A 17,228-nucleotide genomic window follows, 5' to 3' on the forward strand; every position below is an offset into this window, starting at 1 on the left:
GGAGCCAAAGTCCCGCAACAGGAAAGAGACTAGCCATGGGTCGACTCACCACGCATGTTTTGGATACAGCGCACGGCAAGCCCGCGGCGGATCTTGCCATCACTCTCTATCGGGTGCGTGATGGTCAGACGCTGGAACAGCTCAGCCAAACCCGAACCAATCAGGACGGCCGCACCGGGGAACCTCTGCTCGAGGGACCAGGGTTTCAGGCGGGCACCTATGAACTGGTTTTTGAAGTGGCGCCTTATTTCCGGAAAACCGGAGCCAGGGTCAGCGACCCGCCTTTTTTTGATCGCATCAGCATTCGCTTCAGCATAGCGGATGCCACATCTCATTATCATGTTCCCCTGCTGGTGTCACCGTGGTCGTATTCCACGTACCGGGGCAGTTGAGGAGGTTTCGTTGGAATCCTATTTGATGGACTGGGCACTCATGCTGCTGCGCTGGGTGCACGTGATCACGGTCATTGCCTGGATCGGGGCTTCGTTTTATTTTGTCTGGCTCGACAACAGCCTGGAAAAACCGGAGGCGCCGGACGTTCTGCAAAAAGGCGTCGATGGCGAGCTATGGGCGGTGCATGGTGGTGGCTTCTATAATCCGCAGAAGTATCTGGTGGCACCGAAAACACTGCCGCCGAATCTGCATTGGTTTTACTGGGAATCCTATTCCACCTGGCTGTCGGGTTTTGCCCTGTTCATCGCGCTCTATTTGATGAACGCTCGAACCTACATGATCGATCCCCAGATATGGGACATCTCGGAGACCACAGCCATTCTGCTTTCGCTCGGCTTTCTGGCGGGCGGACTGGCGGTTTATGAAGCCATATGCCGCTTCCTTGGGAAATGGCCCTGGCTGGTGGCGGGAGCCTTGACTCTTCTCATTACCGTAGCCAGCTATCTGGCCACGCACGTGTTTCAAGGCCGCGCCGCGTTTCTGATTGTCGGAGCCATGCTTGCGACGATGATGACGGCGAACGTTTTTCTTTGGATCATTCCGGGCCAGCGCAAGGTCACCGCGGCCATGCGGGCTGGAGAGAAAGTGAATCCCATTTATGGTCAGCGCGGCAAACAGCGGAGCGTGCATAACACCTACCTGACTCTGCCGGTGCTCTTCGCCATGCTCTCCAACCATTACAGCATGATGTACAGTCACAGCATGAACTGGCTGGTCCTGGTTCTGATGATGCTGGGCAGTGTGCTCATTCGTCAGTTTTTCCTGCTGAAGCACAAGAAAAAGATCAACTGGTATTTTCCCTTGAGCGGCGTGGCCATCATGGTCGCGGTCTGCATCTGGATTGCCCCGAAATCCCAAGCAGTGCAGGCTCAGGACACAGCGGACGTGAGTGATGCGCAGATGATGGAAATCGTTCAGGCCCGATGCACCGGCTGCCATGCGACCCAGCCGACGCTGATGGGCGGCCCGGCTCCCAAGGGGGTTGTGCTGGAGAACGTGGAGCATTTGAAGCAGCATGACAATTCGATTTTCATTCAGGTCGTGCAACTGAAAGCGATGCCTCTCGGCAACATCACGCATATGACCGATGAAGAAAGAACCCTGGTTTCACGATGGTATCGCACGCAGAATGGTCAGCCCTGATCAGGGGACGATATGAAAGATGCCCTTGCGGAACTGCTGCACCTTGTCCTTGCCCTTCTCAAAGCTCCAGACCAGGGTCCAGGTGACCGTCGCAAGAGTCCCGCCGGTGCCGAATTCCGACAGAGGGATGGCGGTGCCATCAATCACCTTGGTGAACGCCACGTCAAGAGCCAGAAAGCTGGCCTTGGCTTGAGCGATACTCCCGGAACCATACTCATTCGCTGTGCCCTGAGGCAGCTGCATCTGCCCGCAAAACATAAGCTGTTTCGAGGCCAGACGCTGCGGAAGTTCCGGACCCTGCCAGGCTTTCACAAAGGATTTCGACTGACGACAGGCTTTCAGCGCCTCTCCGGCCACGGTATCCGGGTTGGAGACGTACTGCATGGTGACGAATTTATTGTTCCCCACGGGTTTGGCCCAATTCATTCGGATCCCTTCACCCAGGCTCAGGTCGGTATTCAAAAGAGTGGTCAGGGCCGCGGGATTGGATTTCGCGGCCGTCAGGATCTGTTCGAGGGCCTTGCCGGACTTGCTTTTCACCACGGATACGATTTGCGCATGGGCGTCGCGGCTTGTTCCCTTGAACATGATCTTCTGAGCCTTGTTTTGCGAAGCCAGAATAAAAAATCCGACGATGCTGAGCAGAACAATGGAGACCATTGCTTCCACCAACGAAAATCCAGCTTGTAAGGACGGCGGCTCGCGCATGGGATTACTCAAATGAAGTTAGCTTGCTTGAATCCTTGATCAGGAAGCTTTCCGACTTGCTGACCTTCCTGTCCTGCCGGTTGATGGGATCCACCACCAGCTGCTCCGTGATCACCTCAACCTCGTCAGGATCCGCACCATTCCTGAAACAGATCGAAGCGGCAGCTGGCAGATCAGGCTTTTGCTTAAGGCCTGGAATCACGATCGGGGCGCCCTGAGCCTGAATCCGAATCACAGGCCGCTCGGTTGACTTGCAAGTCACGCAGCGGTTGAGCAGATTCTCATGCGCCTGGTAGTCGATTTCGTTTTTCACACAGGCTGTTTCCACCACAACCTGGCCACTCGGCAGCGTCATGACAAGTCGATGAGGGGCCGCCAGCATTCGGGATGTATGGCGCTTGAAATAGTAATTCAATCGACGCGTCAATTCCTGAGAGAGTTCGGCATGATTCTTACGCAACCCTTCCCTGAGCGTCCCTTCGTGAGCTCTCAGCATCATATGCCGGGCCCCCAGAGCGATAAAGCCCATGATCACGATGCCAACGAGCATTTCAATCAATGTAAAACCATAATTTGATTGAATTTTCAAGAAGGCCTCATTTGGTTCGGGTTTGCCAGTGACCCTTTCGACAGAATTGGCGACAACGTTTAAAGGGCTCTGCTTTTCGAGGATTTTCCAAATCATTCTTCTCTTTTATCGATAGGCATAAAGCCCGGGGAACGTCAGACCGATTGAAGAGACTGGACGATCACGTACATCAGGAGTCTTTATGCGACGCTCAAGCCAGCGGGAATCGGGCTTCAGCACAATGGGCCTTGTTATCATATTAGCAGGTATCGCTGGAATTGTAGGCGGATTCAATCTGCTGCGTTCCCAGTCCGTGCTCAAGGCTTCCGATGTGCGCAATGCCAGCCAGGAGGCGGGGGATTTGAATTTTAACGCTTTCAGTGTTTATCAGGCGCTGGCTGCGGGAACAAATCCTGCGATCTATCCGGATCCCTATTTGCCGATTCACAATGCTCGCATGGTCGTCAGTCCGAGTGCGACGCCCAATAATCTCTGGAAGGGCTCCACCGATGTCGTGACGATTTTTTCCACATCCTATCACGGCAACCCGAAGGGAACCAAAACAGCGACTGAAATCAAATCCGTTCAGCTGGAAGCACAGAATAGTGCCCGTCCCTATCTGATTACTCATGTCGATGTCAAAGGCAATACCTCGGTGGGGATGGCCTTGAACAAGGCGAATAAGAAGATCGTTTCCAAGGCGACGATGACTCTGCCGCCGCCGCCCACGCCCTCATGCAAGATTGGATTCACGGGAACGCCATCGACGCAGCCTTTCATATGCATGAAGAAGGCTGCGGTGAAGGAGCCGGTGATCGATCCCAAGACAGGCCTTCCGGAAGTTGATCCCGCAACAGGGGAACCCAAGGTAGTCGAAAAGCCGGCGGTCTATGCTTCCTGCTCGGGCTCATCCCAGGCCTGGAGCTTTGATACGGATGCCGGGCAAACGGTTACAGCGCACTTCTTCGGCCATGGTGTGATAGTGGATGCGAATATTCAGCAGATGCCTGGTTCCACGGGCAGTCTGGACTTTCCGGCCGAAACGATTCCCAAGGATTCTCCGGAGATTCCTTATCCGGGCGCCAACCGCGTCGAAGCTAAAAATGCGACGCTGCGTGATATCCAGTTTGTGGCAACCAACAGTCAGTGGATTCAGCTCAACGTCATGGGACCTGATGGCAGCATGGGCAAATGCACAGCCGGCCTGCATGTGAACCGTGGACCTGCCTTGAATACCGAATCGGACTCCTGGGGCGCAGATACGCTGGTCCAGCTTGCCGATGGTTCGTATAAGAAAGTTTCAGAGCTGCAGTTTGGGGATTCTGTCTGGAATCCAAGGTACAAGGATGTGGCGTCCGTTCTTTATGTGCATGAAACCGCGCCGACCGGCTCCATGGTGGAAATCAACCTGGGAACGAAGTCCGTGCATGTCACGAGTCACCACCCATTCCTGAGCCGTCGCGGTCTGGTGCAGGCGCGTGAATTGCGTCCCGGTGATCAGCTTCCCGGTGTGGAGGAAACCTGGAAAACTGTGGTGTCCACCCGCGCCTATCGTCCGGCTGAAGGCAGCAAGGTCTATGATGTGTTTCTCGATAGTCCCCATGCGCCGGCCGATCGGCTGCTGAATATGGAGGGCCTGATGGTTCCCTCCTTTGAATGGCAGCGGGAGCTGGCCACATTTCCATCTGCTACGGTTTTTGACATGCCGCGGCCACTCGAACTCTGGCAGGACGACAAGGTCTTAAGCGTTGTCTTTTAGCTTGATATCGGATCGCCGTCTTTGGGATTCCAGCCACTTGCCGAGGAGCTTGTTCATCTCCTCCTGGCGCAACTGGTTTTCCAGCTGAGGCTTCAGCTTCAGGTATTCATCGCTGCCCGAGAACTCACGCTTGGTCACGTAGAAAATCGAATAGCCCATCGGCGTTTCGATCGGACGGGTATAACGGCCCTCCTCCAAATCCCGGATGGCGTTCTGGAAGAGCGGGGCCAGGTCTTTCAGAAATACCTGGGGCATGAGGCCACCGTTTTCCCGAGCTGATTCATTATCGGAGTAAATTTTCACAGCCTTTTCAAACGGCATGCCGCCCTCGATCTCCTGATACACCTTCTCAACCAGCTGCTTTTTGCCGGCTTTGACCGCATCCACCGCACCGGGAGGAACAGCGATCTGCAGCTGACGCAGGGTCAGGCGAATGTTTTCCGCCATGGATCCTGAATGCCTGAGATAGAAGCTCTGCACATCGCGATCGGTGATCTTCACCTGGGGCAGGATCTCGCGGCCCTGAAACTGGTTGATGATCATCTGCGTGCGAAAGTCCTCGCGATACTGATCGTAGGTCATGCCCTGCTCCCCGAGGGCTTCCATCAGCTGCTCGCGGGTCAGGTTACGACGGGCGAGAAAGTTTTTGATTTCCTCGTTCAGCGTTTCATCGGTGACCTCGATATCGAGCTCATCGGCTTTCTGCATGATCAGTTTTTTATTGATGAGATCGTTAATGGCAACCTTTGCAGGCGGATCGTTTTCCTGCGCGGGCCAGGGAGAAACCTCAACGAGGGGGCCCTTCTGGATCTTGCTCTGGACCTCGCTCGCGGTAATCGCATGGCCGTTCACTTCGGCCGCCAGGCGATCAATGAGCTGCTCCGCCGCCGACGCCCCCGAAGCGTTCAAAAGCACCAGGGCAGCGACAATATGGCGCTTTATAGCGCGCGTGAAGACTTGATTGGTATGGTGTTCAGAGCCATTTCTACCCATTTTTTATATTCCTCGTCCTGTCGCTTTTGTTTCAGGATTTCCTGAATGCGCCCCTTGGCGGCTTCAAAGCCCAGCTCGGCTTTGGGGAACTTTCTATCTAGCATAATAATGTGGAAACCATAAGTTGACTTTAAGATTCCCTGGATTTCACCGGGTGCCATATCAAAGGCCACGTCAAAGACCGAGGGCATGTCAGACTTTGCAAAGGGTCCCAGCTTCCCTCCCTCCTCCGCCTCCGGCGAAATCGAAACTTCACGGGCTATCCTCTCAAAATTGCTGCTGTTCAATCGGGCCCTGACCTTTTTGGCTTCATTCTCAGAGGGCACAACGATCTGGCGTACAATAACGCGGGCCGGCTCATGAAATTCGCTTTTGTGCGTCTGGTAATACTCCTTGAGTTCCTCGTCGGTCAGTTTGATGTTCGCGGCGATCCGCTCCTGCATGTACTGATCCAGGATATCCTTTTCACAGAGCATCGACTTCAGCTGATTTCGAGTTTTTTCATGAGCAAAGAGGTCGCCCTGAGCGCGCACGGTCGCGGTCCATTGTTCCAGACACTTCGTAAAGCGGCTGGGCTCGTTGATCGTGAACTGCTGGTCCGAGACAATGAATTGGTAAAGGAGTTTGCGTTCGATCAGATCCGCCATGATCTTGTTGTAGAGTTCAAAAATCGGCCTTTGCGGTGGCGGAATCACACCCGTTCCACCTTCCTCGCTCGGCACGGCGTTGAGCTGTTTAATGTAGAAGTTATATTCCCACTCGATGTCCTGGTGCGTAATCAGATAATCACCGACATAGACGGTAAAATCCAAATCCTCCAGCGTGGCGTCCTGCGTCTGGCGGCCGAGAAAAAACGTGCCCGTATGAAAGATCTTCCAGGTGTAATATCCCACCAGGAAACAGGCGATCCAGGCACCCAATATCACATACCGTTTCCTGAGCATGGGAACTCCTTATGCATCCAGGGTCAAAGGCAGCAGAACTTCGATCAGCCGCTGCAGGCTCACCCCTTGGGGAACCTGGCGGAGGTGAATCATCAGACGGAAATCGGCCGTGAGGCTGAGCATCGCGGCCTGTTTCTGCACGGCATCAGTTAAACGGCCGATATGATTTTCCTTAAGCTGGGCAAATCGCAATTCGTAAAGCCCCTCGCGCAGCTGCTGAAGCTGCTGCACACGCAGCTTGCGCAGGATGACTTTCAAGGCGGCCACCTGGAAAAGTCCCAGCGCCTCAGGCGGTGGAACTCCAAAGCGATCACGGGACTGCTGCACCAGGGTCTCGACTTCCGCCACATCCCGGGCACTGAAGAGTGTCTTGTAAAGCCAAAGGCGCTGTTTCTCTTCGGCGACATAAGAGGCGGGCAGCGAGGCGGAAACCGGCAGTTTGATTTCCGGATCGATTTCGGGCTCGATCTCCCGGCCGCGCAGGGAATCCATTTCTTTTTCCAGCAATTCCATATACATATCAAAGCCAACATCCGCGATATGACCGGACTGCTCGCCGCCGAGGAGATTGCCCGTGCCTCGCAGCTCCATATCGTAGCTGGCGATTTGAAAACCCACGCCAAGCTCCTGATGAGCGGCAAGGATTTCCAAACGCCGCCGCGCATCGTCACGATCCGCCAGCGCGCCTTTGGTCAGAAACCAGGCATAGGACTGACGGCTTGAACGCCCCACCCGACCGCGCATTTGATAAAGCTGGGCCAGCCCAAATTTATCGGCGTTGTTGATGATGATGGTGTTGACGTTGGGCATATCGATTCCGGATTCAATAATGGTCGTGCAAAGCAGGACCTTATACTTCTGCTGAATGAAATCTATTATAACCGATTCGACGTTGTTTTCCTGCATCTGGCCATGGGCGATCGCAATACTCACGCCGGGCAACAGTTTTTCCAGGAAATTTTTCACTTCACCGATATCCTGCACCCGGTTGTGCACGAAAAAGACCTGACCGCCGCGGGAGATCTCCTGCTCGATGGCCTTTTGAATGAGTTCCTCTTCAAATTGGGCGACATAGGTGCGAATCGCCAGACGCTCGGTCGGGGGCGTGGCGATGACGGAAATATCCCGGATGCCCAGCAGCGACATGTGCAGCGACCGGGGAATCGGGGTGGCGGTCAAAGTCAGGACATCGCAGGACGCCTTGATCTGCTTGATGGCCTCCTTGTGACCCACTCCAAAGCGCTGCTCTTCATCCACCACGAGCAGCCCGAGGCGACTGGGTTTGACGTCCTTCGAAAGCAGGCGATGGGTTCCAATCAGAATATCAAGGCGTCCCTCGTTGAAGGCCGCCAGCGTCTGGCGCATTTGGGAGGCAGGCACAAAGCGATTGGCCACGCCCACTTCAATGCCATAGTTCTTGCAGCGGGATTTAAAGGTTTCGAAATGCTGATAGCTGAGCAGCGTGGTCGGCGCGAGCACCATGACCTGTCCACCATCCAGAGCCACGCGCATGGCCGCACGCAGGGCCACTTCCGTTTTACCAAAACCCACATCGCCGCAGACAAGGCGATCCATCGGCTGCTCGGAGGAAAGATCCGCATTGACCTCATCGATGGCCTTCTGCTGATCCGAGGTCTCCACATAAGGGAAGTCCGCCTCAAACTGATAGTACGTATCCGAAGGCGGACTGAAGGGATCACGCCGTTCGAGTTTGCGTTGGGCATAGATGCGGAGCAATTGATCCGCCATATCCCGGATCGCTTTGCGGGCCTTGGCCTTGCGCTTTTGCCAGCCGGAGGACTGCAGCTTGTCCACCGCAGGCTGAAGCTCTTCATCGATTTTGCTCGCATAGCGTTGCAGAAGATTCAGGCGATGGACGGGCAGATACAGGCGATCCTGGTCGGCGTATTCAAGGATCAGAAAATCCGTCTTGACCCCGGCGACCTCCATCGTGCGCATGCCGATATACCGGCCGATCCCGTGATCGACGTGAACGACGAGGCTGCCGGGTTCGATGTCATTGAATGATTTGAAAGGGTTGGCTGCCGACTTGGGCTTGCGCTTGGCGACCTGGTAGGTCTCACTGAAGATCTGATGTTCGGGCAGAATCAGAAGACCCTCACGTTCCTCCCAGAACATCTGCGGGATGTTGCCAATCGCGATCGCAATGGGATGCTTCCAGGCAGCCCGGACACCCTCCACGCCTTTCTCAGTGAGGATGGAAAAGGCGATATGATGATGCTGCAGAACGCTCTTCATCCGCAGGATATGCTCCTCCTGCCGAACCAGAATCAGACAGCGTCGGGCGGTGTTGGAAAAATCCTCGAGCCGCTCCATCCAGAAATTCACGCTGGCCTTTTCGGTGGCAGCGGGTGGAACCAGATCATGGGGAAGCAGACTGCTGAGGCGCCAGACCTCGGCCCCTTCACTGGCGATCGCATGCCCCCACTCCACAGTGGACGGTGCCTTCTGCAGTTTCGCCTGAAAAGCCTCCACCGGCAGGAAATGTTCCTTTGGATCCATGGAAGGCCGTCTGGCCAGACGGTCGTCGGCATAGTCGGCCTGAATCTTTTGCATGAACTGCAGGAATCTCTCCTGGCAGACATCCAGCGGGTCCACGAAAACCAGGCGATCCTGCGCCTCCATGAAATCCAGAAGGCAGGCACCCCTTCGTTCGCGGAAAAGCGGAAGAAAGAGAGGAATTTCGCCGATCGCATGCCCGGCGGCGAAGGCATCGACCAGGCCCTGGCGATCCGATGTATGCAGCTCCTGATCGAGCAGGGCCTCATAAAGCTTCTGGGCGTCCGCTGACCGACGCTCGCGCGGCAGGACCTCCTCCCACACTGGAGCGAGCCAAAATCCCTCACAATGATCGAGGGAGAGCTGCGTCTCGGCCGCGAAACGTCGGATGCTGATCAGGGTGTCCGCCATGAACTCAAGGCGCATGGGCCCTTCCGCAGCCGGACTGAAGACATCCAGAAGGCCCCCACGCACTGCGTACTGACCGGCTTCTTCGACTTGCGCAACCTGCCGATAACCTTGCTCCTGCAGCCGTTCGAGTATGGCATCGACATCATATTCCTGCTCCTTTTCAAGATGGAGCAGCGCCTCACCGAGGCGCGCCGGATCACAGGTTTCCTGCACCAGCCCGGCGAACGAAACCAGGCAAAGGCGCAGGCGCTGCCTTGTGGATTTGAGTCCACAGAGTACACGCATACGTTGGTTCCGGAGGTCGCTTTGGTTGGCATGACGCTGAAGTCCCCAAAGCGAAAGGGCCTGAAGACTGGGAATATCGTCCTCAAGATTGCAGTTCACCCGCAGAAGTTCCTGCCACTCATGCAGGCGCTTGGGATCCGCCACGACCAGAATCAGGCACGCCGCGTCGCCTGTTTCTGAAAACTGGTAGTGATGGGCCAGGGCCGAAGCCAGCCAGCTCTTTTGCCCTTCCTGCAAACCCATGATCTGCAGCTTTTTTCGCAGCTGATCCGGGGCCACGAGGCTGTCGTAAAGACTTGATATACTCGAATGCTCTTGCACCTGATTCACACCTTGTCGTGCGTTCCTTGGAAAAAACCCTGAGCGCTCCAGCTCCGAAGCTTGAGGCTCCTCCGGAAATACTATAGAAGTCTAAACTGGAAATTTCACCCTCCGCGTATCGCACAGTGTGCTATCCCTATGAGGACACGATGGAAACTAAAGGCAAGGTCATAGCGAACAAACGTCTACTGGTTGCCAACCGGGGCGAGATTGCCATCCGCATCTTTCGCGCCGCCACCGAACTCAACATGCGAACCGTGGCTCTTTACAGCCATGAGGATCGCTTTTCCGTCCATCGCTTCAAGGCCGACGAGGCCTATAAGGTCGGTAAAAAAGGGGACCCGCTGGGTGCATACTTGAATTGGCAGGAAATCATCGAACTCGCTGTTGAAAAAAACATCGACTTCATTCACCCGGGCTATGGGTTTTTATCGGAAAATGCCGATTTCGCCAAGGCCTGTACGGACAAGGGCATACTCTTCTGCGGGCCATCGGCCCACGTTCTCAATCTTTTTGGCGATAAGCTGGCGGCCAAGCAGGTCGCCAGGGAATCCGGTGTAGCTGTCATCCCCGGCACCGATCGGCCTGTGGAAACTTTGGACGAGGCGCGCCGGCTCTGTATTGAAATCGGTTATCCGGTGACCCTCAAAGCCCTCTCCGGTGGTGGCGGCAAAGGCATCCGCGCGGTAAAAAATGAGGAAGAGCTGGTCGAGGCCTTTCAACGGGCGCGTTCGGAGGCGATGAGTTCCTTCGGTCGCTCCGAGATTTATATTGAAAAGAATGTCCAGCACGCCAAGCACATCGAGGTGCAGATCGCTGGGGATCGCACCGGTCAGCTCATTCACCTCTATGAGCGTGACTGCTCCGTCCAAAGACGCCACCAGAAAGTTGTGGAAGTCGCGCCGGCCCTCGGCATCAGCAGCAAAACCAGGGAAGCCCTTCTGCAGGACGCTGTGAAAATCGGCCAGCATGTGAACTACGTGGGTGTGGGCACGGTGGAATTTCTGGTGGGTGAGGATGGTCAGCACTACTTCCTGGAAGTGAATCCGCGCATTCAGGTGGAGCACACCGTCACGGAAATGATCACCGGCGTGGACCTTCTGCAGATGTCGATCATGCTGCCGGCCGGCCGCAAGTTCAGCCACCCGACGATGGGCATCCGTTCGCAGGAGGATGTGAAAAAACGCGGGGTGGCGATCCAGTGTCGCGTGACCTCGGAAAACCCTTCGAAAAATTTTGCGCCTGATACCGGCGTGATCCTCGCCTATCGCCCGGCGCAGGGTTTCGGGATTCGTCTGGATGAAGGCTTTGGAAACTCAGGCGCGATCGTGACACCCTATTACGATTCACTGCTCGTCAAGGTCACCGCTCACAGCGTGGATCTTTATGGAGCCGTGCAAAAAATGATTCGCGCCCTGAATGAATTCCGGATCCGCGGTGTGAAGCATAATATCCCACTGCTCCTGAACATCGTATCCCATCCGAAATTCGGCAAAGGTGCCATCGACACGAGTTTCCTCGAACAGCATACCGAGGTTTTCGACATCAAGCAGCCGCGTGACCGCGCGACCAAGATTCTCAAATACATTGCGAATGTCACGGTCAACAATCCACATAAGCTGCATTCCAAGGTCAACCATCGGGAGCCGGACTGCTACAAGCTGGAAGCCAAAAGCCTTCCCGTCCAGAACATAGTGACCGCCAAGCAGATCTATGATCAAAAAGGAGTGAAGGGCCTGCAGTCATGGATCAAGGAGCAAAAAAGGCTGCTGATCACCGACACCACCATGCGGGATGCGCATCAGTCGCTCTTTGCCACCCGGCTGCGCAATCATGATATTTTCCAGTCCACCGCCTTTTACGCCAAGGCCACGCCGGGCTTTTTCTCGCTCGAATGCTGGGGCGGCGCGACCTTTGATACCTGCATGCGGTTTTTGAAAGAGGATCCCTGGGAACGCCTGGCTCATCTTCGCGAGGAAATTCCCAACATCCTTTTGCAGATGCTTCTGCGTGGGGATAACGCGGTCGGCTACACCAACTATCCGGAGTGGGTGATCCGTGACTTCATTCGCCTGACCAAAGACGCCGGTCTGGATCTTTTCCGGATCTTCGACTGTCTCAACAATCCCGAGCAGATGGCCGTGGCCATGGACGAGGTGAAAAAGCGTGGCGCCATCGCCGAGGCCTGTATTTGCTATACGGGAAATATCTTGGATCCCGGCAATACCAAATATACGATCCCTTACTATGTGAACATTGCCAAGCAGCTTGAAAAGATGGGCGCGGATATCCTTTGTATCAAGGACATGGCCGGCCTTCTGCGTCCGCGCGCAGCCACGCTTTTGATTCAGGCTCTGAAGGACAATATCAGCATCCCCATCCATCTGCATACGCATGCCACCTCAGGCAGTTCCGAAGCCATGCTCCTGGCCGCGGCTGCGGCCGGCTGCGATATCGTCGACGGTGCCATCAGTTCGATGTCCGGCCTCACCTCCCAGCCGAGTATCAACGCCATCGTCGCGAGTCTGGAGGGCACCGAACGGGCCCCTGATCTGTCCATCAAACACCTCGACGAACTGAGCCGCTTTTGGGAGGCCGTGCGCGCTCAGTATCATGCCTTTGATCCGGGCATCAAGGCGACCTCAACCGATGTCTACGAACATGAAATCCCAGGCGGTCAGTACAGCAACCTCTATGATCAGGCGCAGAAGGTGGGTGTCAAGGCCACCGAATTCTACGAACTGACCCGCCGCTATCAGGAAGTCAACGCGCTCTTTGGCAATATCGTGAAGGTAACTCCTTCATCGAAAGTTGTCGGTGATATGGCCCTGCTTCTCCAGAAACATGGCATGTCCGGGCCGGAATTCATGGAAAGAAAGCCGGCGCTCGATTATCCGGATTCCGTCATCAGCTTCTTTAAAGGCCACATGGGTGTTCCTTTCGGTGGCTTCAATGAAGAGCTGCGGGCCATGATCCTCGGCCCCAATCCACCCGCTCCAGAAAAACCACCGGTCGCGGCCGATGACAGCTTTGACAAGGCCCGGGCGGAACTCACCCAGCTCCTGGAGACCGCGCCGCATGATCGCGATGTGCTGTCCTATCGCCTTTATCCCAAGGTCTTTAAGGAATATCTCGCCGAGATTCGGGATTATGGGGATGTTGCCGGTCTGCCCACTGATGTCTTCTTCTATGGGTTGCCGCCCAACCGTGAGGTGGAGGTGGAAATTGAACCTGGGAAAACTCTGATCATCAGCATCTCGGGTGTCACCGAACCGGACAAGGACGGCGTGCGCCGGGTCTTCTTCCAATTGAATGGGTATCCACGGACCCTTGAGGTTCTCGATGAGGCCGTGGCCGCGCCCGGGAAAAATCGTCCCAAGGCGGATCTGATGAATGCTCTTCATATCGGGGCGCCGATGCCAGGGAAGATTCTGGAAGTGCGGGTCACTCCGGGCCAGAGCGTGGAAAAATCCCAGGTCGTGATCGTCACTGAATCGATGAAGATGGAATATGCCATCAGCGCCAAGGTCGGGGGAAAAATCAAAGCCGTGCTGGCCGCCAAGGGCGAGCTGGTGGAGGAAGGCGACCTTCTGATCGAGCTTGAGGGTTGAGCCTTATTCCGGCTCCGGCCGCATGATAAGAGTGAAGATAAAAAAGCCGGCCCAGACCAGGATCACCGCGATGCTGATCATCTGGGCTGGCGACAGCAGTTCGGAAAAGAAATGACCACGGTCATCACCGCGGTAGAACTCCAGAACAAAGCGGGTGATGGCATAACCCACGATCCCGATCGTTCCGATTTCTCCCGGTCGCCGTTTCAAAAGCGTTCGCTTCGACCAGCCGTAACAAGCAATCGAAAGACAGACCGCACTCTCCATGAGCTGCACCGGATAGCGGTAGAGGTTATCATCGAGGTTCGGAAACTTCACGGCCCAGAACGGGATCTGCGTCTGATCCAGGAGCGGTCGCCCATAGTCATCACCATTCAAAAAGCAGCCGATCCGTCCCACGGCTATGCCCAGAAGCAGAGAGGGCAGAGCCAGATCCGCAAGGCGGAGGACGGATAGTTTTTTCCATTGGGCATAGAGAATTGAGGTCAGGGATGCCAGGAGAATGCCTCCATAGAGGGTCATGCTGCCGAGTTCAAAGAAACTGTTAAAACTTTCCCCTTCCACAAGAATGGAAAGCCCGCGGGCCCCGATGTATCCGCTGATATAGGCGATCAAAAAGAGGGAATCCACCGCCCGCGCCGGTCCTTCAGGCCACGCCAGAGGCCGCCAGAGACCGAGCGTCCACCAGCCCAGCAAGGCCGCCAGCACGAAGAATACGTGCCAGCTCGGGACAACAAAGTTTCCCCATTGAAAAAGTATTGGATACATGACGAGCCCCCATCCGTCTCAGGATCCTTGATTCTGTTGTTTCCAGCCTGCAATGCCCAGCTGCTGCAGGGAAGCGGATGCGGATCCCAGCGCCAGAAGAAGCAGCAAAAGACTGATCATCCATCTTTGCTGCATGGCAGCGAGCGTGGCAAATCCCAGACAAACCGCGATGTTCCACAGCATCCAAAGACGCATACGGCCGAGCCAGCCGGGAATCGCACACGGAGAATCACGGTCCGTCCATAATAACACATGGTTCTCCGATAAAGGCACGCGGGGCCAGCCCTGATAGAGCCGCCCCAGAACCAAAAATCCCAGGATGGTCACGCTCCAGGTGCCGAGTGTCTGAGTCACATTCATGCCCATGAAGGGATCCATGAAAAGAAAATGCAGAAGCGGTGGCAGAAAGAGCAGAGTTCCCATGTAACTGAGCGTTCGCTGCACGCTGGCCTGAACCCCCGCCACCAGCTGCGCCATCAGGCAACCAAACAAAAGCACCGCAATGAGAAGTTCCTGATTGAAAGGACTCAATCCTCCCAGGATGGAGGGCATCAGCTGCCAGGCGGAAAAAGCCATGGCCCAGCGCATCTGAAGAGCCCAGCGCCGATGATCCTCGGGACGCACGACATCCATAAGATCAATGATGCCTTGCTGAAAGGGCGGCAGACCGAATTTTAAACAAAGGCCCATCAGAAATAAAAATCCGGCCAGCACCGGCCGGATCCGATCGAGCTCAACCGACGGCAAGGGATAAAAAAGATTTTCCACAATGGGAAGCACACCGGAAAGAGCCACGGCCGTTCCAATGAGGAGCCAGCTCAAAAACCAGCTCATGCTGACCTTGATCCAGGCCTCACGCAGGACCTCGCTGGGCTTGCGCCAGAGCAAATCAAACATCATAATGAGGACCAGAACCTCGGTTCCGACCCAGGCGGCCAGCGGTTCGTTGAAAATAATCGTCAGAATCCACGGCAAAAGAAAAAGCGTATCAATCAGCATGAGCCAGACGCCGCGTTTGGAGGAAGGCTCCGCAGCATAAGGATTGAAACCTGGCACCGCCACCAGCCACAGCAGCACAATCGGATAAAACCAGTTGGGAAGGCTCATGACGGGGCCCCCGCCGCTTGCATGGAATAACCGATTGCAGTCAGAAGCAGCAGGGCCACAAGAACGAAGCGGATCTGTCTCGCGGGATCACCCGTCATCTTCGTGCTCAAAATCGAGCCGATCACCTGAAGCGCTTGCAGGATCCCTTTCATATCAACCTTTCAACCGACGCAATCGATCCGTTGTCATATCATCCCATTCAGGCCATTTTCGGGCCACCGCTGCGGAAAGGAGAACGAGCCAGCTGATATTCAGCAGCACCAGCGTGGTTCCCAGCCAGAAACTGGGGTCCTGCGACAGCCAGATTTCATTCTGAACGATGACGAGCGGCAGGAAACACCAGGGAAGGTATTTGACCCTTCTTAAGCGTATGAGCAGGAAAAGGCTCAGGATGAGAAACAAAATCATCAGGTCCACCCAACTGAAGGACAGGTTCCACGGGCCACTGAGCCCGCTCCCAAAATACAGCCAAAGAGACCCAAAAACCAGGATTCTTGCACGCGAGCCTCTGCTTGCTTCGCCTGCAGCCCTCCCCTATGATCGAATTTCATAGGTTGAATTAAAGGTCTTTTCGACGTGGGGGCAATTTGTCGAACATCACAACTGCAGCCAAAATCACTGTTCTGGGTTCCGGCAACTTTGGAACCTGTCTCGCGCATCACCTCGCGCAAAAAGGAACGCCGGTGGTGATGTGGGGTCGTTCGCAAGCGATGGCGGAGAGCATCAATCAGAAGCATCGGAATCCCAGGTATCTGAGTCACATCGATTTGTCGCCGCTCCTCAGCGCGACGACAGAACTGAGCGATGACCTTCTGCGCAACGCAGAATATCTCGTTCTGGCCATTCCCACACAATCGCTGCGGCAGGTGTTGCAAACCCTGAAGGGCCGCTTGCGCCCGGACACGATCATCGTTTGCGCGGTGAAAGGCATCGAAAACGATACGCTGTGCTTTCCCTATAACATCATTCAGCAGGTGCTTGGGGAAAATTTTGCCACGCGCACGGCCATCCTTTCCGGTCCGAGCTTTGCCATCGAGGTGGCGGAACAAAGACCCACCGCCGTGTCGGTCGGCTGCATGGACCGGGACGTCTGTACCAAAGTGCAGGAACTTTTCCACACCGCCTACTTCCGCGTTTATACGCTCGACGATCCGATCGGCCTTGAAGTGGCTGGCGCCTTGAAAAACGTCATCGCAGTCGCAGCCGGAGCGGCGGCCGGACTTGGCATGCAGCAGAATGCACGCGCCGCGCTCCTGACCCGCGGATTGGCGGAAATCACCCGTCTCGGGGCCATGCTGGGCGCACAGCCTTTGACCTTCATGGGCCTCGGCGGTGTCGGCGATCTTTTTCTGACCTGTACTTCGGAAAAAAGCCGAAACTTCACCGTCGGCTACCGTCTCGGGAAGGGTGAAAAACTGGACGATGTCCTGAATACGCTCGGCTCGGTGGCGGAAGGTGTCTGGACCGCGCGGGCGGCCTATGCGATGAGTCAGAAACTGGGAGCCGATACGCCCATTATCAGTGCCGTCCACGGTGTACTTTTCCAGGGAAAAACCATTTCGGAAACACTGTATGGGCTCTTGAATCGGGATATGAAAGCGGAAGTGCAGCTGCCAACGAGCAAGCCGCACGGATGA

General features: G+C 55.5%; 14 protein-coding genes. 5 read left to right on the top strand and 9 right to left on the bottom strand.

The features are described 5' to 3' along the window. Nucleotides 1–35: 35 nt before the first annotated feature. Together uraH and OLTU_RS30535 are read left to right on the top strand one after the other, a co-directional pair. Entirely contained in the window at nucleotides 36–392 is a 357-nt protein-coding gene (uraH, locus tag OLTU_RS30530; protein WP_141736494.1) for a hydroxyisourate hydrolase, read from the top strand. A 10-nt stretch (nucleotides 393–402) separates the two neighbouring features. Next, nucleotides 403–1,596, top strand: coding sequence for a urate hydroxylase PuuD (locus tag OLTU_RS30535; protein ID WP_141736495.1), 1,194 nt, complete (start codon nucleotides 403–405; stop codon nucleotides 1,594–1,596). On the opposite strand, the gene OLTU_RS30540 is transcribed toward OLTU_RS30535, so the two are convergent. After that, nucleotides 1,597–2,304: a type II secretion system protein gene (locus OLTU_RS30540; RefSeq protein ID WP_141736496.1), complete on the bottom strand. Its 708-nt coding sequence runs from the start codon at nucleotides 2,302–2,304 to the stop codon at nucleotides 1,597–1,599. It abuts the gene before it with no gap. A 4-nt stretch (nucleotides 2,305–2,308) separates the two neighbouring features. Beyond that, nucleotides 2,309–2,893: a PulJ/GspJ family protein gene (locus OLTU_RS30545; protein ID WP_176737101.1), complete on the bottom strand. Its 585-nt coding sequence runs from the start codon at nucleotides 2,891–2,893 to the stop codon at nucleotides 2,309–2,311. Between the two features lie 181 nt (nucleotides 2,894–3,074). On the opposite strand from OLTU_RS30545, the gene OLTU_RS30550 reads away from it, so the two are divergent. Further along, on the top strand, nucleotides 3,075–4,631 hold the full coding sequence (locus OLTU_RS30550) for a Hint domain-containing protein (protein WP_141736498.1): 1,557 nt from the start codon (nucleotides 3,075–3,077) through the stop codon (nucleotides 4,629–4,631). Here OLTU_RS30550 and OLTU_RS30555 read toward each other — a convergent pair. The 3 genes from OLTU_RS30555 to mfd are packed head-to-tail and all read right to left on the bottom strand — an operon-like array spanning nucleotide 4,614 to nucleotide 10,114. Continuing rightward, complete coding sequence (locus tag OLTU_RS30555) at nucleotides 4,614–5,624, bottom strand: SurA N-terminal domain-containing protein (RefSeq protein WP_141736499.1); 1,011 nt, start codon at nucleotides 5,622–5,624, stop codon at nucleotides 4,614–4,616. The two genes, OLTU_RS30550 and OLTU_RS30555, sit on opposite strands and share 18 nt — an antisense overlap. Then, on the bottom strand, nucleotides 5,570–6,568 hold the full coding sequence (locus tag OLTU_RS30560; RefSeq protein WP_141736500.1) for a peptidylprolyl isomerase: 999 nt from the start codon (nucleotides 6,566–6,568) through the stop codon (nucleotides 5,570–5,572). Before OLTU_RS30560 ends, OLTU_RS30555 begins: the two co-directional genes overlap by 55 nt. A gap of 9 nt (nucleotides 6,569–6,577) precedes the next feature. Beyond that, nucleotides 6,578–10,114, bottom strand: coding sequence for a transcription-repair coupling factor (gene mfd / locus OLTU_RS30565; protein WP_141736501.1), 3,537 nt, complete (start codon nucleotides 10,112–10,114; stop codon nucleotides 6,578–6,580). Between the two features lie 140 nt (nucleotides 10,115–10,254). Here mfd and OLTU_RS30570 point away from each other — a divergent pair, with 140 nt between their 5' ends. After that, entirely contained in the window at nucleotides 10,255–13,716 is a 3,462-nt protein-coding gene (locus OLTU_RS30570; protein ID WP_141736502.1) for a pyruvate carboxylase, read from the top strand. A 3-nt stretch (nucleotides 13,717–13,719) separates the two neighbouring features. Here OLTU_RS30570 and OLTU_RS30575 read toward each other — a convergent pair whose 3' ends face one another. The 4 genes from OLTU_RS30575 to OLTU_RS30585 are packed head-to-tail and all read right to left on the bottom strand — an operon-like array spanning nucleotide 13,720 to nucleotide 15,999. Next, entirely contained in the window at nucleotides 13,720–14,484 is a 765-nt protein-coding gene (locus OLTU_RS30575) for a prolipoprotein diacylglyceryl transferase (protein WP_141736503.1), read from the bottom strand. An 18-nt stretch (nucleotides 14,485–14,502) separates the two neighbouring features. Beyond that, a complete protein-coding gene (locus OLTU_RS30580) occupies nucleotides 14,503–15,591 on the bottom strand; it encodes a hypothetical protein (RefSeq protein WP_141736504.1) in 1,089 nt (362 codons plus the stop codon). Continuing rightward, nucleotides 15,588–15,743 carry a hypothetical protein gene (locus tag OLTU_RS32175; RefSeq protein ID WP_176737102.1) on the bottom strand — a complete coding sequence of 52 codons (156 nt, stop codon included), beginning with the start codon at nucleotides 15,741–15,743 and terminating at the stop codon, nucleotides 15,588–15,590. The genes OLTU_RS30580 and OLTU_RS32175 overlap by 4 nt, the downstream gene beginning before the upstream one ends. A gap of 1 nt (nucleotide 15,744) precedes the next feature. Continuing rightward, entirely contained in the window at nucleotides 15,745–15,999 is a 255-nt protein-coding gene (locus OLTU_RS30585) for a hypothetical protein (RefSeq protein ID WP_141736505.1), read from the bottom strand. 179 nt (nucleotides 16,000–16,178) lie between these two features. Between OLTU_RS30585 and OLTU_RS30590 the strand changes: the two genes are divergently transcribed. Beyond that, nucleotides 16,179–17,228, top strand: a complete 1,050-nt coding sequence (locus OLTU_RS30590; protein WP_141736506.1) for an NAD(P)H-dependent glycerol-3-phosphate dehydrogenase — start codon at nucleotides 16,179–16,181, stop codon at nucleotides 17,226–17,228.

It is taken from the genome of Oligoflexus tunisiensis (assembly GCF_001748245.1).
Lineage (GTDB): Bacteria > Bdellovibrionota_B > Oligoflexia > Oligoflexales > Oligoflexaceae > Oligoflexus > Oligoflexus tunisiensis.